23 protein-coding genes and 1 pseudogene are annotated in these 21,604 nt (G+C 73.5%); 16 read left to right on the forward strand and 8 right to left on the reverse strand.

Annotated features, from left to right (window positions below; all coding sequences use genetic code 11):
• Positions 1-39 precede the first annotated feature (39 nt).
• Positions 40-1,873, reverse strand: a pseudogene (locus tag ABTW87_RS19710) (glycoside hydrolase family 15 protein).
• 182 nt (positions 1,874-2,055) lie between these two features.
• Here ABTW87_RS19710 and ABTW87_RS19715 point away from each other — a divergent pair.
• Positions 2,056-2,748: an RraA family protein gene (locus ABTW87_RS19715; protein WP_350652282.1), complete on the forward strand. Its 693-nt coding sequence runs from the start codon at positions 2,056-2,058 to the stop codon at positions 2,746-2,748.
• A 45-nt stretch (positions 2,749-2,793) separates the two neighbouring features.
• On the opposite strand, the gene ABTW87_RS19720 is transcribed toward ABTW87_RS19715, so the two are convergent.
• Together ABTW87_RS19720 and ABTW87_RS19725 are read right to left on the reverse strand one after the other, a co-directional pair.
• Positions 2,794-3,231, reverse strand: coding sequence for a VOC family protein (locus tag ABTW87_RS19720; protein ID WP_350652283.1), 438 nt, complete (start codon positions 3,229-3,231; stop codon positions 2,794-2,796).
• Position 3,232: 1 nt separating this feature from the next.
• On the reverse strand, positions 3,233-3,805 hold the full coding sequence (locus ABTW87_RS19725) for a DinB family protein (RefSeq protein WP_350652284.1): 573 nt from the start codon (positions 3,803-3,805) through the stop codon (positions 3,233-3,235).
• Positions 3,806-3,866: 61 nt separating this feature from the next.
• On the opposite strand from ABTW87_RS19725, the gene ABTW87_RS19730 reads away from it, so the two are divergent.
• On the forward strand, positions 3,867-4,826 hold the full coding sequence (locus tag ABTW87_RS19730; protein WP_350652285.1) for a helix-turn-helix transcriptional regulator: 960 nt from the start codon (positions 3,867-3,869) through the stop codon (positions 4,824-4,826).
• 33 nt (positions 4,827-4,859) lie between these two features.
• Here ABTW87_RS19730 and ABTW87_RS19735 read toward each other — a convergent pair whose 3' ends face one another.
• Complete coding sequence (locus ABTW87_RS19735) at positions 4,860-6,692, reverse strand: AMP-dependent synthetase/ligase (protein WP_350652286.1); 1,833 nt, start codon at positions 6,690-6,692, stop codon at positions 4,860-4,862.
• A 266-nt stretch (positions 6,693-6,958) separates the two neighbouring features.
• On the opposite strand from ABTW87_RS19735, the gene ABTW87_RS19740 reads away from it, so the two are divergent.
• The 12 genes from ABTW87_RS19740 to ABTW87_RS19795 all read left to right on the forward strand — a co-directional run bounded on the left by ABTW87_RS19740 (position 6,959) and on the right by ABTW87_RS19795 (position 17,564).
• Positions 6,959-8,092, forward strand: coding sequence for a peptidoglycan recognition protein family protein (locus tag ABTW87_RS19740; protein WP_350652287.1), 1,134 nt, complete (start codon positions 6,959-6,961; stop codon positions 8,090-8,092).
• A 128-nt stretch (positions 8,093-8,220) separates the two neighbouring features.
• Entirely contained in the window at positions 8,221-8,634 is a 414-nt protein-coding gene (locus ABTW87_RS19745) for a VOC family protein (protein ID WP_350652288.1), read from the forward strand.
• A 2-nt stretch (positions 8,635-8,636) separates the two neighbouring features.
• Positions 8,637-9,212: an NADPH-dependent F420 reductase gene (locus tag ABTW87_RS19750; protein ID WP_350652289.1), complete on the forward strand. Its 576-nt coding sequence runs from the start codon at positions 8,637-8,639 to the stop codon at positions 9,210-9,212.
• A 54-nt stretch (positions 9,213-9,266) separates the two neighbouring features.
• Entirely contained in the window at positions 9,267-10,841 is a 1,575-nt protein-coding gene (locus tag ABTW87_RS19755) for an FMN-binding glutamate synthase family protein (protein ID WP_350652290.1), read from the forward strand.
• Positions 10,842-10,890: 49 nt separating this feature from the next.
• Positions 10,891-11,412 (forward strand): GNAT family N-acetyltransferase, encoded by a 522-nt coding sequence (locus ABTW87_RS19760; protein ID WP_350652291.1) that lies wholly within the window; start codon positions 10,891-10,893, stop codon positions 11,410-11,412.
• An 89-nt stretch (positions 11,413-11,501) separates the two neighbouring features.
• Complete coding sequence (locus tag ABTW87_RS19765; protein ID WP_350652292.1) at positions 11,502-11,978, forward strand: hypothetical protein; 477 nt, start codon at positions 11,502-11,504, stop codon at positions 11,976-11,978.
• A gap of 5 nt (positions 11,979-11,983) precedes the next feature.
• The gene (locus tag ABTW87_RS19770) at positions 11,984-14,359 is read left to right on the forward strand and encodes a M48 family metalloprotease (RefSeq protein ID WP_350652293.1); all 2,376 of its coding nucleotides are present in this window, start codon (positions 11,984-11,986) and stop codon (positions 14,357-14,359) included.
• 67 nt (positions 14,360-14,426) lie between these two features.
• A complete protein-coding gene (gene dinB / locus ABTW87_RS19775; RefSeq protein WP_350652294.1) occupies positions 14,427-15,614 on the forward strand; it encodes a DNA polymerase IV in 1,188 nt (395 codons plus the stop codon).
• 313 nt (positions 15,615-15,927) lie between these two features.
• Positions 15,928-16,167, forward strand: a complete 240-nt coding sequence (locus ABTW87_RS19780) for a hypothetical protein (protein WP_350652295.1) — start codon at positions 15,928-15,930, stop codon at positions 16,165-16,167.
• 208 nt (positions 16,168-16,375) lie between these two features.
• The gene (locus tag ABTW87_RS19785; protein WP_350652296.1) at positions 16,376-16,960 is read left to right on the forward strand and encodes an STAS domain-containing protein; all 585 of its coding nucleotides are present in this window, start codon (positions 16,376-16,378) and stop codon (positions 16,958-16,960) included.
• A gap of 47 nt (positions 16,961-17,007) precedes the next feature.
• Positions 17,008-17,307 (forward strand): STAS domain-containing protein, encoded by a 300-nt coding sequence (locus ABTW87_RS19790; protein ID WP_350652297.1) that lies wholly within the window; start codon positions 17,008-17,010, stop codon positions 17,305-17,307.
• 98 nt (positions 17,308-17,405) lie between these two features.
• Positions 17,406-17,564 (forward strand): hypothetical protein, encoded by a 159-nt coding sequence (locus ABTW87_RS19795; RefSeq protein ID WP_350652298.1) that lies wholly within the window; start codon positions 17,406-17,408, stop codon positions 17,562-17,564.
• Between the two features lie 65 nt (positions 17,565-17,629).
• Here the strand turns inward: ABTW87_RS19795 and ABTW87_RS19800 are convergent, their stop codons facing one another.
• Both ABTW87_RS19800 and ABTW87_RS19805 read right to left on the reverse strand, forming a co-directional pair.
• Complete coding sequence (locus ABTW87_RS19800) at positions 17,630-18,037, reverse strand: four-helix bundle copper-binding protein (protein ID WP_350652299.1); 408 nt, start codon at positions 18,035-18,037, stop codon at positions 17,630-17,632.
• Positions 18,038-18,082: 45 nt separating this feature from the next.
• A complete protein-coding gene (locus tag ABTW87_RS19805) occupies positions 18,083-19,933 on the reverse strand; it encodes a protein kinase domain-containing protein (protein WP_350652300.1) in 1,851 nt (616 codons plus the stop codon).
• Positions 19,934-20,148: 215 nt separating this feature from the next.
• Between ABTW87_RS19805 and ABTW87_RS19810 the strand changes: the two genes are divergently transcribed.
• Positions 20,149-20,574 carry a hypothetical protein gene (locus ABTW87_RS19810; RefSeq protein ID WP_350652301.1) on the forward strand — a complete coding sequence of 142 codons (426 nt, stop codon included), beginning with the start codon at positions 20,149-20,151 and terminating at the stop codon, positions 20,572-20,574.
• On the opposite strand, the gene ABTW87_RS19815 is transcribed toward ABTW87_RS19810, so the two are convergent.
• Positions 20,558-20,848, reverse strand: a complete 291-nt coding sequence (locus ABTW87_RS19815) for a hypothetical protein (protein ID WP_350652302.1) — start codon at positions 20,846-20,848, stop codon at positions 20,558-20,560. The two genes, ABTW87_RS19810 and ABTW87_RS19815, sit on opposite strands and share 17 nt — an antisense overlap.
• The gene (locus ABTW87_RS19820; protein WP_350652372.1) at positions 20,845-21,255 is read right to left on the reverse strand and encodes a DUF1622 domain-containing protein; all 411 of its coding nucleotides are present in this window, start codon (positions 21,253-21,255) and stop codon (positions 20,845-20,847) included. The genes ABTW87_RS19815 and ABTW87_RS19820 overlap by 4 nt, the downstream gene beginning before the upstream one ends.
• Positions 21,256-21,392: 137 nt before the next feature.
• Between ABTW87_RS19820 and ABTW87_RS19825 the strand changes: the two genes are divergently transcribed.
• A complete protein-coding gene (locus ABTW87_RS19825) occupies positions 21,393-21,563 on the forward strand; it encodes a hypothetical protein (protein ID WP_165438034.1) in 171 nt (56 codons plus the stop codon).
• The last annotated feature ends 41 nt before the right edge of the window (positions 21,564-21,604 follow it).

The following is a 21,604-nucleotide window of genomic DNA, read 5'->3' on the forward strand; positions in this document are numbered from 1 at the left end:
GGGCCGGCCCATTCCCGCTGTGGCCCGGAATAGTCATGGTCAGGGGCGGGCGTCGAGCAGCCGGTCGAGGTTGACCGCGGTGCTGATCAGCGAGAGGTGGCTGAAGGCCTGCGGGAAGTTCCCGGCCTGCTCGCCGCTCGGCGCGATCTCCTCCGCGTAGAGCCCGTGCGGGCTGGCGTAGGTGAACATCTTCTCCAGGGTCAGCCGGGCGTCCTCGAGCCGACCGGAGCGGGCGAGGGCGTCGACGTACCAGAAGGTGCACATCGTGAAGGTGCTCTCGGTCCCGGCCAGGCCGTCGGGGGACGCCTCCGGGTTGTACCGGTAGACGAGGCTGTCGGAGACCAGTTCCTGATCCATGGCCTGCAGGGTCGACTGCCACATCGGGTCGGCCGGCGACACGAAGCCCACCCACGGCATCGCGAGCAGGGCGGCGTCCAGCCGGTCGGTGCCGTAGTGCTGCACGAAGGCCTGTCGCCCGGGGTGGAAGCCCCGCGCCATGATCTGGTCGTAGACGCGGCTACGGATGGCACGCCACCGGCCGGTGTCAGCGGGACGTCCACGCGCGTCCGCGAGCCGGATGGCCCGGTCCAGGGCCACCCACGTCATCAGCCGCCCGTAGGTGTAGTTGCGGCGCCCGCCGCGGGTCTCCCAGATACCTTCCTCGGGCTTGGTCCCAGTTGTCGCAGAGCCAGTCCACGACATTCACACCGTGCCGCCACCCCTGATGGGTGATCTGGAACTTCTGAGCGTCGGCGGCGTGGATGGCGTTCAACGCCGCGCCGTAGATGTCGAGCTGAAGGTGCCTCGCCGCGCTGTTGCCGACCCGGACCGGCTTAGAGCCGCGGTATCCCTCGAGGTGGTCGAGCATCTCCTCAGGAGGGACGGGTGAGCCGTCAACGCGGTACATGACCTGGAGCGGCCCGCCAGTCTCGTCGGCGTCGCAGACCCGGTCGTTCATCCAGCGCATGTAGCGTGCCGCCTCGTCGGTGAAGCCCAGCGACAGGAGCGCTTGCACCGAGAAGGAGGCGTCGCGGATCCAGGTGTAGCGGTAGTCCCAGTTGCGCTCGCCGCCGATCTGCTCGGGCAGGCCCGCCGTGGGCGCGGCGACCAGCACGCCGGTCGGCGCATACGTCAGCAGTTTGAGGGTCATCGCGGACCGCTCCACCATCTCCCGCCAGCGGCCGGTGTACCGGGAACGGCCGAGCCAGTCGCGCCACCAGTCGCGGGTATGGGCGAGCAGGTCGTCGACCTCTTCGGGGGTGAACCGCCGTGGCGGCTCGGGCGACAGCCCGGTCTCCAGGACCACGCCCCCGGCCTCGCCCTCCGTCAGGGTGGCGATCAGGCAGATGCCATCGGCGGTGCGCCTGACCTCCTGTTGGTCGCGCAACCGGTTCGCGTAGCTGACCCGACTCAGGTTGAGGGCGAGCGACGGGCTCCGGAACACGCTGCCCTCCGGATGGATCTGAAGCTCGTGCCGGTCACGCCCGTAGTTGAAGCGGGGCCGCACGTCGAGGCGGAACCGCATCGTGCCGCGAACCATCCGCACCAACCGGACCAGGCGATGCCGGTCGGTGGCCTCGTCCCCGGCGACGGGCATGAAGTCGATGAGTTCGCCCACGCCGTCCGCGCTGAGGAAACGGGTGATCAGGATCGGTGTGCCGGGCAGGTAGAGCTGTTTGCACACGTGGTCGACCCCGTCCGGCGCGATCCGGAAGTGGCCGCCGCGGTGGCGGTCCAGCAAGCCGCCGAAGATGCTCGGTGAGTCGAACCGCGGCGCGCAGAACCAGTCGATCGTGCCGTCCATCGCCACAAGCGCCGCTGTCTGCAGGTCACCGATCAGCCCGTGCGCCTCCACCGCCGGGTACGAGTCCACGAGTCCTCCCCAGGTACTCCTCGACCGCGCGACTACCCCCGCTGCACCGGCCCACACCTCGCGTATCCCCTGCCAGCTGCGGAGACGAGCCGGTGGAGGCCAGCGGTCCGGCATTGGATCTGGCCGACCCACCGCCGTCGGTTCCTACGATGTGGGCCGATCCGACGACCGGGAGGACGCCCATGCGGGAGCGCTTCGCCGACCTGTCCACGCCCCTGGTGGCCGACGCCTGCGTGCGGCTGGGTGTGCCGCTGCGGGTGGCGCCCGCCGGGATCCGGCCGGTGGTTCCCGGTCAGCGGCTCGCCGGCCGGGTGCTGCCGGTCCGCCACCACGGAAGCGTGGACGTGTTCCTGGAGGCGTACGGGCGGGCGGCGCCCGGCGACGTGCTGGTGATCGACAACGGTGGGCGGACCGACGAGGCGTGCGTGGGCGACCTGGCGGTGCTGGAGGCCGCCGCGACCGGTGTCGCCGGCCTGGTCGTGTGGGGACTGCACCGGGACACCCCGGAGTTGGTGGAGATCGGGGTGCCCGTCTTCAGCTACGGCGCCCTGCCCGCCGGCCCGACCCGGGTCGATCCGCGGGAGCCCGCGACGCTCACCAGCGCCCGCTTCGGCGCGCACCGGGTCGACGCCGACGACCTGGTGCTCGCCGACGACGACGGGGTGCTGTTCGTGCCGGCGGCGCGGGGCGAGGAGGTGCTCGCGGCCGCGGAGCGCATCCACCGCACCGAGCGGGTGCAGGCGCAGCGGATCCGCGCCGGCGAGACGCTGCGCGAGCAGACGGCGTTCGCCGAGTACCTGGCCCGCCGCGAGGTGGACCCCGCCTACACGTTCCGCGCCCACCTGCGCCGGGTCGGCGGCGCCATCGAGGAGTGACGAACGGTCCTCTAGCGACGCGCGACGGCGGCGGCGCGGAGGCAGTCAGTCGAGGCAGAACTCGTTGCCCTCCGGGTCGGCCAGCACGAGGTGACCGGCTTCGAGCGGCGGCGCCGGCTCGAAGCGCCCGAGCCGGGTGGCGCCGTGCGAGACGAGCCGCTCGGCCTCCGCCTCCAGGGCCGCCATCCGCGCGTCACCCGCCAGCCCGGGCGCGGCCCGCACATCCAGGTGTACGCGGTTCTTGGCCCGCTTGCCCTCCGGCACCCGCTGGAAGAACAGCCGCGGTCCGGTGCCCTCGGGGTCGACCGCGGCCGAGGCGTCGTTGCGGCGCTCGGGCGGTACGCCGAACGCCTCCAGCGCCTGCTCCCACGAATCGAACCCGGGAGGTGGGTCCTGGATCCGGTAGCCGAGAGCCTCGGTCCAGAACGCCGCCAGGGTGGCGGGATCGGCGCAGTCGAAGGTGATCTGGATCTCGCGGGCCATGTCAGCTCGTCTCCTGTCGGGTGTGCCGGTAGAGGTCGCGCAGCAGGCAGACCTCGGCCAGATGATGGATCAGCTCCCGGTTGATGTGCAGCACCAACGCGGCCATCGGACGCTCGCCGTACGGTCCCTCGGCCGGCCCGCACGGGCGGGCCAGGCCGGTGTCGCCGAGCGACTCGACCCCGGCCTGCCAGGTGGCGTACTCGGCGTCGAGTTGGGCGAGCGCCGCCGCGGCGGTCGGGGCGTACGCGAAGGACTGGTAGTCGGTGGGCGCGCGACCGAAGTGGGCGGCGTTGCGCACCGCGAGCACGCCGACGATCACGTGCCCGAGCCGCCAGGCGATCGTCGTCAACGGCGGCGGGTCGGGCTCCGGCATGGCGAAGTCGATGGTCATCGCGCCGGACCCGGCCTGGACCGGCGCGGTTCCGGTGCCCCGCGGCCGTACGCTCCAGCAGCCCGGCGCCGGTTCCCAGAGGTACTCGTCGTCGCTGAGCCCGGCGAGGCGCGGCCGCAGCTGGTTGGTCCAGTGCCAGGCGATCTGGTCGCCGAGCAGGTGGTTCCAGGTCGGGTCGGTCATGGGCCCAGCTTCCCGCCAATAGCGGACAGGATCGTTCCGTGATCCGTGCGACGATCGGCGGGTGACCGTCGAGGCGACGACCGAGCGGGTGCTGCGGCTGCTGGCGCTGCTTCAGCGCCGGCCGTCCTGGACCGCCGCCGAGCTCGCCGCCGAGCTGCGGGTCACCGACCGGTCGGTACGCCGCGACGTGGAGCGGCTGCGGGCACTCGGCTACCCCGTGCACGCCACGGCCGGAGTCGGTGGCGGCTACCAGCTCGGCGCGGGCACCCGGCTGCCGCCGCTGCTCCTCGACGACGAGGAGGCGATCGCGACGGCGGTGTCCCTGCGCCTGGCGTCCGGCGGCACGGTCAGCGGGGTGGGCGAGGCGGCGCTACGGGCGCTCGCGAAGCTCGACCAGGTCATGCCGCCCCGACTGCGCGCCGAGGTGCGGGCGGTGCACGCCGCCACCGAGACCCTCGTCGGCCCCGGCGTCGAGATCGACGCGGAACTGCTTGTCACGCTGGCGCGGGCCTGCCGCGACGCGGTGCGGGTGCGGTTCCGGTACGCCGGCCGCGACGGCGCGGAGGGCGAGCGCACGGTCGAGCCGGTACGGATGGTCGCCACCAGCCGTCGCTGGTATCTGATGGCCCGGGACGTCGACCGCGAGGACTGGCGCACGTTCCGGCTGGACCGGATGCGTGACGTGGTGTCGACGACCTGGCGCTTCCGGCCTCGGGAGCATCCGGACCCGGTCGCCTACGTGCAGCGGGCGGTCACCGAGGCGCCGTACCGGCACGTTGCCCGGGTGCGGTTGCACGCCGCGGCCAACCAGGTACGGGCGCTGGTGCCGCCGCAGGTGGGGCGCGTCGAGGAGGATCGCGACGGGTGGTGCGTACTCGTCGTCGGCGGGGACGACCTGGACTGGCTCGCGATGCACGTGGCACGGCTGGGCTTCGAGGTGGCGGTGCTGGAGCCGCCGGAGCTGCGCGAGGCCGCCGCCCGGCTCGCCCGCCGCCTCGCGGCGATGGCCGGCCACGCCTAGCCGGCGGGCACGGTCCACGCCGGTCACGCCCCGTCAGTGGCCCCGGTAGAGGACCTCGATGTCGTCGGCGTAGCGCTCCTGGACGACTTCCCGCTTGATCTTCAGGGTGGGCGTCAGTTCGCCGTCCTCCTCGGTGAAGTCGCGGGGCAGGATGCGGAACGTCTTCACCTGCTCGGCTCGGGACACCGTGGCGTTCGCCCGGTCCACGGCCGTCTGGATCTCCCCGCACAAGTCGGGATCGTTCCGCAGCTCGGCGACGTCGGCGTCCGGCCGGCCGTGCGCGGACCGCCACCGGGCGAACGCGACCGGATCGATGGTGACGAGCGCGGCCACGTACGGGCGGTCGTTGCCGACGAGCATGCACTGGCTGACCATCGGGTGGGCGCGGATCGCCTCCTCGATCGGGGCGGGCGCGAGGTTCATGCCGGCCGCGGTGACGATGATCTCCTTGGTGCGGCCGGTGATGCGCAGGAAGCCGTCCGCGTCGAGGCTGCCGAGGTCGCCGGTGCGCAGCCAGCCGTCCGGGGTGAACGTCGCCCGGGTGGCTTCCGGGTTGTTCCAGTAGCCGGGGAAGACCACGTCGCCGTGGGCGAGGACCTCGCCGTCGTCGGCGATCCGGATCTCCACTCCGGGCAGTGGCCGGCCGACGGTGCCGATCCGTTGCGTCGACGGCGTGTTCGCCGTCAGGGCGGGTGAGGTCTCGGTGAGGCCGTACCCCTCCAGCACCAGCAGGCCGGCGCCCCGGAAGAAGTGGCCCAGCCGCTCGCCGAGGGGTGCTCCGCCGACGATCGCCGCCTCGCACCGCCCGCCCAGCGCCGCACGCAGCTTCCGGTACGCCAGCAGGTCGAGCACCCAGCGGGCCAGCCGTAGCAGCACGTTCGGCCGGCCCGGCGTGTCGAGGGCGCGGCTGTAGCGCACCGCCACCCGGTCGGCGACGGCGAACAGCCGGCCGCGGTGCCCGTCCTCGGCCTTCTGCCGGGCCCGGTTGTACATCTTCTCGAAGACCCGCGGCACCGCCAGGATGAACGTCGGCCGGTGCCGGCGCAGTTGGTCCATCACGGCCCCGATGTCGGCGCTGTGCACCATGGTCGCCCGCGTCTGGACCGTCCCGACCTGGATGAGCCGGGCGAACGCGTGCGCCAGTGGCAGGAACAGCACCGTGGACGCGCCGGGGTGCAGCAGTTGCGGCAGTACCGCGGCGGCGGCGGTCACGTCGCAGTGGATGGAGCGGTGCGTCAGGACGCACCCCTTGGGGCGGCCGGTGGTGCCGCTGGTGTAGACGATCGTGGCGATGTCCCCGCCGGTCACCCGCTTGCGGCGCGCCTCGACGCGCGTGTCGTCGACGGTCCGCCCCTGCCCGGCCAGCCCGATCAGGTCACCGGCGTCCAGTTGCCACACGTCCCGCAGCGCCGGCAGGTCCGACCGCAGGCCGGCGACCACCTCGGCGTGCCGGGACGTCTCCGCGACGCAGCCCACCGCGCCCGCGTCGGAGAGCATCCACCCGACCTGGTCCGGGCTCGCGGTCTCGTAGATCGGCACGGTCACCGCGCCGATCGCCCACAGGGCGTAGTCGACAAGGGTCCATTCGTACCGGGTGCGGCTGATCAGCCCGATCCGGTCGCCGTGGCCCACGCCGGCGGCGACGAACCCGCGGGCGAGGCTGAGCACGTCGTCGCGGAACTGCTCACACGTGACCGGCACGTCGCCGCCGCGTACCGACCGCCGCGCGGGCCACGCCCGCGACACCGGTGCGGGGCGCACGAACTGCACCGCCTGTGGGGCCTCCCGAGCGTTGATCCACACGCGCTCCGCCAGCCCCGGTAGTACCGCCCCGACGTCGAGCGGCGCGGAAACGACCTCCTGCACCTCATACCCCCGCCAGCCACGCCGCCGGCACCGGACGCTTCGACGGTCGTACGCCCATCGTGCGTTCGCCGGTGGCGCGGGCGGTGGTGCTATCGGCAAACCGGCCCGCATCGCGCGGGGAAATGGTAGGGGCCGGGCCCCTGATCGACAGTGGCCTCTAGCGCCGCACGCCGGTTGGCAATATTCTCCGCCTTACGCCCGGTGTTTGGAGCTGATTTTCACGTGGCTCATTCCCACCCCCGCGAGCCGGGCGCGGAGGAGATGCAATGCACGTCGAGCAGAGCGAGTTGGACCGTCGTACCCTGCTGCGGGCCGGCCTCGGCGCCGCCACCGTCGCGGTCGTCGGGAGCGAACTCGCCCGTCCCGCCGCAGCGCACGCCGACCCGGGCGCCGACCTGGACTGGATCTACAGCTGCGACGAGTGGGGCGCCCGCCCGCCGAAGGACCCGCTGGTCGTCAGCACGGTCCCGACGAACAAGATCATCGTGCACCACATGGCGTTCCCGAACGTCACCGACTACTCCGAGGCGCAGGCGATCAAACTGGCCCGCGACTGCCAGAACCTGCACATCGACGGCAACGGCTGGTCCGACACCGGCCAGCACTTCACCGTCAGCCGTGGCGGCTACGTCCTGGAGGGACGCCGGGGCAGCCTGGAACGGCTGCAGGCCGGCGACCGGCAGATGGTCTCCGCCCACTGTCCCGGTGAGAACACCCGCTCCATCGGGATCGAGAACGAGGGCACGTACGTCACCGAGACTCCGCCGGAGGCGCTGCTCGACTCGCTGGTCCGGCTCTGCACGACCATCTGCCGGCAGTACGGCCTGCACGCCCACGACATCTTCGGCCACTGGGACTTCCGCAACACGCTCTGCCCCGGCGCCGCCTTCTACCGCCAGTTCCCGATGCTGCGCCGCCGGGTCTTCGCCGCGCTCGGCACCGACCTCGCCGACGTACCGGCCCGCCGCTGGCCGGACCTGTGGCGGTTCGTCGGGTCGCCGTCGGTGCGGGTGGCGCAGTACCTGCTCGCCCACCACGGGTACGCCGTGACGCCCAGCAGCGTGTTCGACGCCGCCACGGTCGCCGCCGTGCAGGACTGGCAGGCCCGCAACGGCATCCCGGTCGACGTCGACGCCACCCTCACCGCCGAGACCTGGGAGACCCTGGCACCGGAACTGGATCAGCACGCGAGCGGCCTGCCGGTGACCGCGGCGCAGTTCATCCTCAACGCCAAGGGGTACGACGAGGTCGCCGTCACCGGCGAGTACGACCACGTCACCCGCACGGCCGTCAAGGACCTGCAGGCCCTGCACGGGCTGCCCCGCAACGGCAAGGTCAGCACCAGCACCTGGTGCGTCCTGGTGGGCGGCGTCGTCCGCCAGTCGTTCCGGCACCGCTGATCGCCCTCCGGCGCGGGGGCGGACGACCCGCTCGCCCCCGCGCCGGCACGAAACCCGCGCTCCCGCGCCTCGTTGGTCCCCCTGGCACCTCCACGCGCGACGACGTGGAGGCCGACCAAGGAGGCACGGTGCAGACGCAGCTCAACCCGTACGTCAACTATCCCGGTAACGCCCGCGGGGCGATGGAGCTCTACCACTCCGTCTTCGGCGGCGACCTCACCATCGCCACGTTCGGCGAGTTCGGCGAGACCGACCCGGCGGTCGCCGACAAGGTCATGCACGCGTTGCTGCGCTCCCCCGGCGGCCTGACCCTGATGGCCTCCGACCTCCCGCCCGGCCTGGAACACCAACCCGGCACGAACATCTCGATCAGCCTCAGCGGCGACGACGCCGACGAACTGCGCGGATACTGGGACAAGCTGTCCGCCGGCGGCAGTGTGACCATGCCGCTGGAGAAGCAGATGTGGGGCGACGAGTTCGGCATGTGCGTCGACCCGTTCGGTGTCCAGTGGATGGTGAACATCACCCAGGCCCAGGGATGATCATGACCCACGTCACGATCATCGGCACCGGCAACATGGGAACGGCCATCGCGGGCGTCGTCACCGCCGGCGGCAACACCGTGGACCTGCTGGGCCACGCCGAGATCAACCAGCCGGCCGCCGGGCAGATCGTCGTCCTCGCCGTCCCGTACCCGGCGGTCACCGAGGTGATCGCCGCGCAGCGGGACAGCCTCGCCCGGAAGGTCGTCGTCGACATCACCAACCCGCTCGACTTCGACACGTTCGACTCGCTCGTGGTGCCACCGGACGGTTCGGCCGCCGCCGAGATCGCCGCCGCGCTGCCCCAGTCGCAGGTCGTGAAGGCGTTCAACACCACCTTCGCGGCCACCCTCAACGGCCGGAAGGTCGGCTCGCAGCCGACCACGGTGCTGATGGCCGGCGACGACGCGGACGCCAAGACGCTGCTGGGCGGTGTCGTCGAGGCCGGCGGCCTGCGGGCCGTCGATGTCGGCCCGCTGCGCCGGGCCCGGGAACTGGAGGCAATCGGCTTCCTGCAGATCGGCCTCGCGGCGGCCGAGAAGGTCCCGTGGGACGGCGGGTTCGCCGTCGTGAGCTGACCGGCGCGCGCCGGCCGGCGTTTGGCCGGCGGTGATCCCGGAAAGTGTGGCGGCATGACCTGGGCCCGTCGAGCCGTACCCGCAGCCGTCGCCGCCGTCGCGGCCCTCGCCGCGCGTGACCTGCTGCAACGCGATCACGCGCTGCTGCGCAACTTCCCGCTCCTCGGCCGCGCCCGGTACCTGCTGGAGTCGATCGGTCCGGAGCTGCGCCAGTACATCGTGGCCGGCAACAACGAGGAGCGGCCGTTCACCCGCGACCAGCGCCGCTGGGTGTACGCGTCGGCGAAGCAGGAGAACAACTACTTCGGGTTCGGCACCGACAACGACATCGAGTACACCCCCGGGTACCCGATCATCATGCACCGCACCTTCGGCCGGGCGGTGCCGCCGTCGTCCCCGGCCGCCGGGCACGACGTGACGCTGCCCTGCGCCAAGGTGCTCGGCGCCGCCCGGGGGCGGGCCCGCGCGTTCCGCCCCGAGTCGGTGGTGAACATCTCCGGCATGAGCTTCGGGTCGCTGTCCGGCAACGCCGTCGAGGCTTTGAACCGGGGCGCCGCTCTCGCCGGCGCCCTGCACAACACCGGCGAGGGCGGCCTGTCGCCGTACCACCGCCAGGGCGGTGACCTCATCTTCCAGATCGGCACCGCGTACTTCGGCTGCCGCGACGAGCACGGCCGGTTCAGCCTTGACCGGCTCAGGGACCTGGTGGCCGGCGCGCCGGTGAAGGCGTTGGAGATCAAGCTCAGCCAGGGCGCTAAGCCCAGCCTCGGCGGGCTGCTACCGGCGGCGAAGGTGTCCGCCGAGATCGCCGCCACGCGTGGGATCACGCCGGACCGGGACTGCGTCTCCCCGTCCCGGCACGCGGAGTTCTCCGACTGCGACAGCCTGCTCGACTGGGTGGAGTTGCTCGCCGCCGAGACCGGCCTGCCGGTGGGCATCAAGTCCGCCGTCGGCGACCTCGGCTTCTGGACGGAGCTGGTCACCTTGATGCGCGACACCGGGCGCGGCGTGGACTTCGTGACGATCGACGGCGGCGAGGGCGGCACCGGCGCCGCGCCACTGATCTTCACCGACTCGGTGTCGCTGCCGTTCCAGCAGGGCTTCTCCCGGGTCTACCGGCTCTTCGCCGAGCAGGGCCTGCACGAGCAGGTCGTCTTCGCCGGCGCCGGCAAGCTCGGCCTGCCGGACAACGCCGTCGTCGCGTTCGCCCTCGGCTGCGACCTGGTCAACGTCGGCCGGGAGGCGATGCTGGCGATCGGCTGCATCCAGGCCCAGAAGTGCCACACCGACACCTGTCCCACCGGCGTCGCCACCCAGAACGCCTGGCTGGCCCGGGGCCTGGACCCGGGCCGCAAGTCGGTGCGGGCGGCGAACTACATCCGGACGCTGCGCCGCGACCTGATGAAGGTCGCCGAGGCCTGCGGCGTGGAACATCCCGGGTTGATCGACACCGGCTCGATCGAGGTCCTCGACGGTCGCACCGCCTCCACCCCGTTGCGGGACGTGTACGGCTACCGCCCCGACTGGGGCCTGCCGTCGGCGACCGACCGGGCCGAGATCATCCGGATCATGACCGCCGAGGCGCCGCAGGGCGGCAGCGCCCCGCCGTCGCCCACCGCCACCGGCTGACCGCGAAAACCGGACGACGCGGCCCGGCACCCGTGCGTACGGTGGCGCGGTGCTGATCAGACGGGAGACCCCGGCCGACGTCGCCGCCATCCACGCCGTGCACGCCGCCGCCTTCGCCGACCCGGAGCGGGCGGACGCCGGGCCGGTGGAGGCCGGCCTGGTGGACGCGTTGCGCGCCGACGCGGGCTGGTTGCCGGCGCTGTCCCTCGTCGCCGAGGTCGACGGGCAGGTCGTCGGGCACGTGGTGGCCACCCGGGCCCGGGTCGGCGGCGAGCCGGTGGCGGTGGGTCTCGGGCCGCTCGGGGTGCTGCCGGCGTGGCAGCGCCGCGGCGTCGGGTCGGCGCTCATGCACGCGGTGCTCGGCGGCGCGGACGCGCTCGACGTACCCCTGGCGGTGCTCCTCGGTCACCTGGACTACTACCCGCGGTTCGGCTTCCGGCCCGCCGTCGCGTTGGGCGTCACCCCGCCGGTGCCGGCGTGGGGCGCGCACTTCCAGGCCCGGCCGCTGGCCGCCTGGCACGAGGGGATCCGGGGCGAGTTCGCGTACGCGAAGCCGTTCGCCGACCTCTGACCGGCGTATCCCGCAGCCTTCCGGACCCGGGCCACCGCCGCCTACAGTGGACGGCGCCCGGTCGGACACGGGCAGTGACGGAGGGCTGCATGCGTCCGGAGGCGGACCGATCCCTGCTGCTCGACCTCGCCCGGCCGGTCGTCGACCGGTACTCCCCGGGCGAACAGGAGCTGTTCGCGCTGTTGAGCGAGGCGCACTTCGCCGACCCCGGGGCGTACGCGAAGCCGGAACGGCGCAGCGGTCCGCTGGCCTTCGGCGTGCCCGAGGTCCTGGTGCTGCTCACCCCGGTGGCTCTCGCTGCCATGACCGAGGCGGTCCGGTACGTGGTCGAGCTGGGCATGCGCAAGGGGCACCGGGTGACATCCGACGCGCTGCGGCGGTTGTTCCGGGGCGGCCGGTCGCAGCCGAAGGAGGCGGCACCTGTGGAACTCACCGCGCAGGAGTGGGCCGAGGTACGACGAATCGTCGAGCGGGTCGCGCTGCGTGGTGGTGTCGCCCCGGACCAGGCGGCGCTGATCGCCGACGCCGTCGTCGGCCAGGGCCGGCTCAGCGGCGAGGCCCGCTGACCGCCGTGGCTGACGGGATCGGCCATCGTGCGGGGCCCAGCACGCCGGCCGCCTACTTCGTCCTGCTGGTCGGTGCGGTCCTAGCCACCAGCGTGCTCGTGTTCTTCAGCCTCGGCTTCCACCCGGTTAATCGAGCTGAAACCATCGAGGCACGCCAGGCCGAATGCTCGACCGCCTTCGACGCTCACGCGGCCGAACTGGCTCGGGATGGCACTCTGGACGAACCCGGCCAGCAAGAGGCGCTCACCGCCGAGCTTCGTTCGTGCATGCGGCCGGTGTACGCCACACCACTCGCGGCGGTTGGAGCCGGGCTCGGGCTGCTGATGGTGGTCGCCCTCGCCCTCTACCTCACCCATTCCTGGTGGATCGTGCGGCGGGACCGGTCGAGGCGACTCAAGCCGCACCTGGTGCCCGGGTTGACGGAGGAGCTGGCTCAACTTAGCCACGACATCGGCCTGGCTCGGGCTCTCGAGTGGCGGCTCGTGCCGCACGGTGGCGCGCCCAGCGGGCAGGCGTTCGGTCTGCCGGGGCGACGGCGGGTCCACCTGGACGCCGGCCTGCTCGTGCTGCGCGCCACCGACCGGCCGGCGTTCCGCGCCGTCGTGGCCCACGAGCTGGCGCACCTGCGCAACCGGGACGTCGATCTGACGTACCTGACGATCTCGATCTGGCGCGCCTTCTTGCTCGTCGCCGTGCTGCCGACGGTGCTCCTGTTCGCCACGGCCCGCGGCGGGACATGGCGCACTCCGCTGGATGCCCTTACCGACCACGCCCGCACGCTGTGCGCCCTGGTCGCGCTCGGCTGCTCGGTCTACCTACTGCGCAACGCGGTGTTACGGGCTCGCGAGCGGCACGCCGACGCGGCGGCCGCCTCGGTCGGCGGCGTGGGCACCGCGCTGTCCGCCATCCTGGAGCGGCTGCCGCCGCCGCGACGGTGGCTCGACCGGTGGGGGACCCATCCACTGCCCGCTGACCGCCTCCGCGCCATCCGCGATCCCACATCCCTCATTCGCCCCTCCCACTGGGACCTGATCGTCACCGGCCTTCCGGCGGGCGTCCTGGCTGCGAACCTGTCGCCGGTGGTGGGCGGCGCTCTCGGGCTCGACCCAACCCTCGGAATGGCCCTGCTCGGCTTGCTGATCGGCGCCTGGCTGGGTGCCCAGCTCGCGTCAGCGGTCTGGCGCGAGGCCGTGGCGGGGTCCGATGCCCGACGACGGTTCCCGTTCTGGCTCGCCAGCGTCATGGCCCTGAGCGGGTCGTTCCTGATGGGTACGCAGGTGTCCCTGACCGGCCTGCTCGGGTCGGACGACGATGCGGTCTCCACGCTGGTCGCGGGGTTGCTGCTCACGATCGCGGCGGTGCCGCTGGCCGCCTGGGCCGACTCGGCGGCCCGCGCGGCTTCAGCGGCCGCGACCGGTGGCATCGAGTCGGCTGGCACCGCGCGGGCGGACGGCATCAGCCGACCCGGCCCGGTGCCGCGCTGGGCGTTTCCGGCGATTGTCGCAACCGCCGCGCTGGCCACCGGGACCGCGTTGGCCATCTGGCTGCCGTACAGCCGGGTCCGGTTCGGATTCTCGCTGGGCTGGGGTCCGCGGCCCGCCGACGGCGAGGGCTGGTATGCAGCCCTCGGAATGCTCACCACAGCAGATCTCGGTCCGGCCGACCGGTTGGTGCACAACCCGCTCACGTTACCGGCCCTGGCCGCCCTCTCGCTGGTGCCGACGGTGGTGTTGTGGAGCGCGGGCCACCGGAGCGCCGTCCAGCGCGCGGTGCTGCTCGGGCTCGGTGGCGGGCTCGGGGCGGCCGTGGTCGGGGCTCTGCTGCCGGTGGTCGCCCCCACGGCCCTCCCGGTCGACGTACGCCAGGCGCTCCCGGAACCGGCGGAGATGGGGTTCGGCGCGGTGATCGACAACGCCACGATCGCCGCCGGTTCGGTGCTGGTGGCGGTCATGATGGCGGTAGTCGTGGCCGGGCGGGGCCCCGGCCGGCCGGCGCTCGCGCTGCTCGCCGCCACGGTCGCCACCTTGGCCTCGACCGGAGCGATCTGGTGGGTGGCCGGCCCGGTGCGCTGCCTGACCGGCGTCGGGCTGTGCCGGGGCGCGCTGGACGTCGACGGTATGTCTAGAACGGCGCACTGGGTGTTCGTACAAGGCCTTCTCGTGGCGGTGCCGCTGGTGCTGGCGGCGGCCGTGGTGGCGCTTCGACGCCGGATGGCGGGCGGCGCCCCGGCCCAGAGCGACGACGCGCCGACCGTCACCGGCCACCCGGCCCAGTGGCCCGGCCGACTGGGCCTCGTCATGCTGCTCGTGGTGATCGCTGTCGTCGTGTGGGGCACCCGCACGGCAGCGTACGACCTGTGGTTGCGCGGATCGCTGGACTGAGCATCGCGATCGTCGACATGTGGGCAGGTCACTGCGATCTGTCGAACACTTGTGCGAAGATGTGCGGGTGTCGACCGCGGCCACCGTCCTGCACGCCGACCTGGACGCCTTCTACGCGTCGGTCGAGCAGCGCGACGATCCGCGCCTGCGTGGCCGCCCGGTGATCGTCGGCGGCGGAGTGGTGCTGGCCTGCAGCTACGAGGCGAAGGCGCGGGGCGTGCACAGCGCGATGAACGGGCGCCAGGCGCGGCGGCTCTGCCCGGACGCGGTGGTCGTGCCACCCCGGATGGGGGCGTACACGGCGGCCAGCCGGGCGGTGTTCGAGATCTTCCGCAACACCACACCGCTTGTCGAGGGCCTGTCCGTGGACGAGGCGTTCCTCGAGGTCGGTGGCCTGCGCCGGCTGGCCGGTGCGCCGGCCGACATCGCGGCGCGGCTGCGCCGGGAGGTCCGGGACCGGGTCGGCCTGCCGATCACCGTCGGCGTGGCCCGGACGAAGTTTCTCGCCAAGGTGGCCAGCGGCGTCGCCAAGCCGGACGGGCTGCTGGTCGTCCCCCCGGAGCGGGAGCTGGCGTTCCTGCACCCGCTTGCCGTGGAGCGGCTGTGGGGCGTCGGTCCGGTGACGGCGGCGAAGCTGCGCGACCGGGGGATCCACACCGTCGGGCAGGTGGCGGGGCTCGGCGAGGCGACGCTCGTGTCGCTGCTCGGGTCGGGGGCCGGCAGGCACCTGCACGCGCTGGCGCACAATCGCGATCCGCGCCGGGTGCAGGTCGGGCGCCGCCGGGGCTCGATGGGGGCGCAGCACGCCCTGGGGCGCGGCCCGCACTCCCCCACCGATCTCGACGCGACGCTCGCCGGGCTGGTGGACCGGGTGACCCGCCGGATGCGCGCCGCGTCCCGCTCGGGGCGCACAGTGGTGCTGCGGCTGCGATTCGCCGACTACACCCGGGCGACCCGCTCGCAGACGCTTCGCAAGGCCACCGCCGACACGGCACCCCTGCTGGCGACCGCGCGATCGCTGCTGTGGGCGACGCTGCCGGAGATCGACCGGCGGGGTGTCACGCTGATCGGCGTCTCCGTCGGCAACCTGGACGACGCGCCGGTGCAGCCGGCGCTGCCCTTCGAGCGGGATCCTGGAGCGGACCTGGACGCCGCGGTGGACGCGGTCCGCAGCCGGTTCGGCTCGACCGCGCTGACCCGGGCCACGCTGCTCGGCCGCGCTCCCGCGCTGGAGATGCCGCTGCTCCCCGACTAGCCGACGTGCGGGCGGACCGGCACGCCCCGCAGTCCCGGTGCCGCCGCCGGTCGGCTGCCGCCGCGACGGTCCGGGCGATCCGTGGCTGTCGAGCTGCCCTCACGGATGGGCCAACGGGATCTCCTCGATCGGCGTACGCTGGCCGGCGGTCGGTGCGCCCGGGCACGCCGTCGGGTGACCACCGGTCGGCCGGTCGGTCGGAGCCGGCGGCCCGTCGGTCCGGCCGGCGGAACGGCGCCGGGTCGACTCTCGTTACGTGATCGCGAGCCCCGGTGCCGCCGTCGCGGCGGCACCGGTTCGGCGGAGGTGAGCCGTGTCGGAGCGTCACGAACCCACCACTCCCGCCTGGGAGTGCCGGGACTGCGGGCAGAGCTGGCCGTGCCCGAGCCGTCGTCAGTTGCTGTTGCTGGAGTACGGTCCGCAGCCGGCGAACCTGAGCGTCTACCTGGCGGCCTGCCTGACCGCCGCCACGGCGGACCTGCGGTCACCACCGGCCGCCCTGCGGGAACGCTTCCTCGGGTGGATACCGCACCCGCGCCACCGCACCTTCTGAGGGCCTACTCGTCGACGCCGGCCCGGTGCGGCTGCGGTGAGCGGAACGGGATGCCCGCTGGGACCGTATTTGTCACACAACCGTCATCCGGCCGCAGGGTGATCGCGAATCCCGGCCGGCAGGTTGTGGGCTGAACGGGGGCGTCGCGGGCCCGACGGAGGCGGCGTCGTCGCATCGGTGGGCCCGCAAGCGAAGGGGGGACCCGCCGATGACCGTCGTCCGGGGCGACGAGCGAACGACACTGGTGTGCGACGTGTGCGGCGACACGGTCGACGCGGCCGCGACGGACGGGGGCCTGGTCTGGGCCCTGATCGCCGACCACGGCTGGAGCGGTTCACCGCTCGCCGACGGCCCCCACCGCTGCGCCCACTGCACCCTGACGTCCCGGTCCGGCGGTACGGCGGCGGACGGGCCGGGGACCGGTGGGATCCTCGGCATCGACCACCGGGACGGGGTGACCGTGATCACCTGCGCCGGGGACATCGACGTCGACAGCGAGGACACGCTGCGCACCGCGTTGCGCCACGCCACCGAGGTGGGCGGGCACGTCGTCGTGGACCTGTCCCACGTACACCTGATCGACTCGACGGGGCTGGGCCTGCTCGTCCGGGCGCACAGTGACGCCGCGGCCCGCGGAACCACCCTCAGCCTCGCCGCGCCGTCCACGTTCCTGCGGACCGTCCTGCGGACCCTGCGACTGGACGGGGTGTTGCCGATCCACGACAGCCGGGCCGAGGCGGTCGCCCAGGTGACCGGGCGGGCCGGGTCGACGGCGTCCGGGCACCGGTCCTGATCCCGGGCGACGAGCCCACTTCGACCTGGAGGTCCCCGTTGGCGTCGATGTCGATCACCATCACGATCCTGTCCGCCGGTGTGGTGGTCCTGGTGCTTCGCGGCAGCATGCGCGGCGACGACATCGGCGCCTTCCGTGACGCCCTGCACCGGGTGCTGCGGGACCGCCCTCGACAGGTACACCTCGACCTGTCCGCCATCGTCGACGTCGAGCCGTCCGCGGCCGCCGCCATCACCACCGCCGCCCTGGAGGCGGAGCGGACCGGGACGATGGTGCGGGTCGTCCACGCCTCCCCACCGGTGCGCCAACGGATGACCACCGCCGGCGCGGACGAACTGCTGCGCTGACGGCCCGCCCGGTCGTTTGCGTCCCGGGCACCCGGGAAGGCAGCCGGTCCGGGCGGCACGGGGACGCTCTCGCGCCGCGACTCGTCGGGGAGGTTGACATGGGCAACCGGGAACAGCTCCACGAACTACGCCAGCAGGCCCACAACGCAGGCATCGAGGGCAACTCGAAGATGACCGAGGACCAGCTGCGTGACGCGTTGCGCCGGGTTGGCAAGGGCACCGAGCCACAGATGGCGAAGCGGGAGGCGAAGCGCTGACCGGCTGACGCGCCCGGACGAGCGGCGCCGACGCTCGGGGGGCGGCGCCGCACGCGGGGGCCGGGTCAGCTCATCGTCGCGAGCAGGTCGCGGCACGCCCGCTCGCAGGCACGGCACGCGTCGGCGCAGATCCGGCAGTGCTCGTGCTTGTCGGCGTGCCCGGCGCACTCGTCACCGCACGACTTGCAGGCGGTGGCGCACGCCTCCAGCAGGCTGCGGCTGATGTTCGCGTCGTACCCGGTGTGCCGGGACAACACGCGCGCCGTCGTGGCGCAGATGTCGGCGCAGTCCAGGTTCGACCGGACGCACCTGGTCAGCTCGGCGACCATGTCCTCGCTCAGGCAGGCATCCGCGCAGGCGGTGCAGGCCTGGGCGCAGTCGTTCAGGGCGTCGATGACCGTGGCGAGCTTCTTGCGGTCCAGGTTGATGGACTTCGGGTACGTCTCCAGCATCGGCATCGTGGTGCCGGACATGTCAGTCTCCTCTCTGCATTCTCCCCGAACGTCCTACCCCTTCCCTCAGCTCGCATTCCCGGGCCCGCCGGAGCTTCCGCCGGTGGCGGACGGCTCGGCCGACGTCGGTGTCACGGCGGACGGAGTGGGCTCGGCCGGTTCGGAGGTGGTCTGCGGGTCGGGTGTCGGCTCCGCCGTCGACGACGGCTCGGACGATGGTGGCTCCGATGTCGACGGTGGCTCCGGTGTGGACGGCGGCTCCGACTCCGGGGGCTGGGTGGCCGTCGGCGACGTGGTGGGCGGCGACGTGGTCGGCGGCGGCTGGGTGGTCGGCGGCGACGTGGTGGGCGGCGGGTCGGAGGACGGTGGCGCCGTCGGGTCGGCTCCGGACGGCGAGGCCGGCGGCGCGGTCGCCGTCGGACCCGACCCGGACGTCCCGCCGGCACCGCGACCGCTGGTCCGGGGCTCGCCCGCCGTCGGTGCGCCGGCTCGCCGCCCACCGGACGCCTCGGTGGTCGCGGCCGGGCCGGCCGTGCGCTCCGGGAGCACCGAGGTCCGGACGTGCGTGCCCGAGCGGTCGCAGACGAGGTCGCCGAAGCTGAACCGGCGGGGCGCCTCGTGCCCGCCGGTGTCCGCCCGCCCGTGCAGCGTCGCGGTCAGTTCCGCACCGGGTACGGGTGGTTCGGCGAGCCGGAGCGTCACCCGCCGCTCGTCGCGCGTCCACGCGGCGCCGGCAACGTCGAGGAGCCGCTGGCCGGCCGGAAGGTTGAACGTCAGCGTTCGATCCGCCGGGTCGTGGTCGCCGGTCCCGGTCACGGTGATGCGCGCGGTGAAGCTGCCGTCGGGCTGCTGCTGCGCCTGGTACCGGGTGCTGCATCCGGCCTCGGCCGGCGGCGCGTCGGCGGATCCCTCCTCGGCGGTGACCAGTCCCGGCAGCACACCCGCGAGCGCCGCGACGGCCACCGCGGGAGCCGCGAGGAACACCCCACGGCGTATGCCGTTGGTCGCCCTGCCCGGGACCGGCGGCACCCGGCGGGTCGGGCCCGGCACGGTCCGGGCAGGCACCGCCGGCCGGGCCGGGCCCGGCGCGACGCCTCCCGCCCCGCTCGTCGTGGTGCCCGGTGCGAGCGCTGCGGCCAGCTCCGCCGCCGTCGGCCGCTGCGCCGCCTCCGTGGCCAGGCACCGGCGGAGCAGGTCCGCGTACGGCGCGGCGAGTTCGGTGGGGACGCTGGTGTCCGCCGGTTCGTGCGGGGCCCGGCGCGGCGTCCGCCCGGTCAGGCACTCGGTGATGACGACACCGAGGGCGAACACGTCCCCCGCCGGTGTCGCCTCCGCCCCGGCGGCCTGCTCCGGCGGCAGGTAGGCCGGCGTCCCCCAGACGAGGCCGTCCGGGTCGGTCACGTCGTCGCCCACTCCGGCGGCGATTCCGAAGTCGACGACCTTCACCCCGGTCGGGGTGAGCATGATGTTGCCGGGCTTGACGTCGCGGTGCACGACGCCGTGCTCGTGGGCTGCGGCGAGCGCGTCCGCCACCTGCTGCCCGATCCGCAGCGCCTCGTGCGGCGCCAACGGCCCGTCAGCGCGCAGCCGGGCGGCCAGCGTCCGCCCGGTGACGAACTCCAGCACCAGGAACGGGGTCGGCGTCCGGGTCAGGTGCCGCTGCTCGCCGTAGTCGTAGACCCGGGCCACACCGGGGTGGTCGAGCGGGGCCGCGGCCAGCGCCTCGCGGCGGATCCGGTCGCGGGCCGCCGGGTCGCCCAGCAACGCCGGGGACAGCAGCTTCACCGCGACGGTACGCTGCAACCGCAGGTCGTAGCCGCGCCAGACGGTCGCCATGCCGCCCCGTCCCACCGGCTCGTCGAGCCGGTAACGCCGTTGCAGACAACGCACCCCGTGCCCCCTCCCCGGTCCGGTCACACACCCCCGCGGGAGCTTCCGGCTGTCGGTCGATCTCGACGCCGCAGCCCCGGTCAACCATGGCGCTACCCTGGCTCCGGCAGGCAAAAACGCTGTTCGCGGGCCGGTCCGGTGTTGTCACACGACCGTCACGCGGCCGCACGGTGATCGTCATGCCTCAGGGCATCTCTGGTGACAGGAGCAACTGGACCGTCGCTGAGAGGCAGGTGATCACCATGGCCGGCCAGCACCTTCTCCGCCGGGTGGCCGTCGTCGCGGGACTGGCCGCCGCCCTGCTGTCGGGCGGCTGCACCCGGGAGCCGGAGCCCGAGCCGCCGCGACCCGCCAGCACCAGCCCGCCGAGCACCCTCGCCCGCGCCGAGGTCGGCGACCGGCTCACCGTGACCGCCGCCGTGGAGCGAATCATCGACGACGGCGCGATCGTCGTCCGGGACGTCGACCTGACGGACGGGTCGTTGCTGGTGCTGACCCGGCAGGCCGTCGAGGCCAGGCCGCCGCAGTTGGTCACGGTCGAGGGCACCGTCGTCCGGTTCGTGTACGGCGACCTCGCCGGCGAGCGCGGGCTCGGCGACCCGGAGACGTACCGCGCGTTCGACGGACAGAAGGCGCTGGCGGCCGGCCGGATCACCGTCTGGCGCTGACGGCCCCGCCGCTTGCGCGCCCCGGGGCACCGCTGTGCCGCGAACGCGCCAACGCCGCGGCGACCAGCTGCCGGATCGCGACGATCGCCGCCGCACCGAGCAGGTGCTCCCACTCGGGTGGCTGGGCCAGCCGCAGCAGGCCGGCCGCCAGCCACAGGTCGAGGGCGGCCCGCAGGGCCAGCACGCCGCTGCGGGCCACGACCAGGACGATCGCCCCGGACAGGAGGCCCGCCGCCACGCAGGCGAGGGAGGCGTACCCGATGAGCGTCGTCATGTCAGGTGCCCGCCCGGCGCCCGCGCCGGGTCCACGTCCGGCGGGTGGCCGGCCTCCTCGAGCTCGCGGCGCTCCTGTTTGATCTCCCGGGCCAGGAAGAAGTTCAACCCGGTGCGGATCGTCGCGACCGCGGCCAGCTCGGCGATCTCCAGCAGGGTGGGTGCGATCGCGGTACGGAGGATGTCCGAGGCGAGCTGGAACTCCAGCCCGAGGACCAGGAACCGCCCGAGGGCCAGGCGTACCGGCACGAACGCCCGGCTCCGCCGGTCCCGCAACCCGACCACGACGAACCGGACGAGCGCCACCATCGCGCCGACGAAGATGACGAGGGCGCCGGCGGCCTCCACCACCCGCACCAGCAGGTCCACCGTCTCCGACAGCCACTGCTCCCCGAGCATGTCCTCAATACCACCGTGTCCCGCCCGCGACCGCCGCCGGCATGCCCGGTCACCCACCCGATCGCGTCGCAAACGGCGGAAGCGGATTCGGCGCGCCCGTGCGGGGCCTAGCGTGAGGACACGTGACCCACCGGAGGGAGACTGCCGTGACCGAGCCGGAGGAGGGCCGGGAGAAGAGCCCGAAGACCGACCGGGTGCTCTTCTCGCCCGACGGCGACCCGCACCACACGATGGCGCAGGCTCCCCAGCCCGACGAGCACCTGGAGCCGACCGTCACCCGCGACGGCCGTACGGAGCCGGTCGACGACGAGCAGTGATGGGCTCGACGATGGAACCTCGTCCCAGCCCGGACGGAATC

Source organism: Micromonospora sp. NPDC126480 (assembly GCF_040302465.1).
Taxonomy (GTDB): Bacteria; Actinomycetota; Actinomycetes; order Mycobacteriales; family Micromonosporaceae; genus Micromonospora.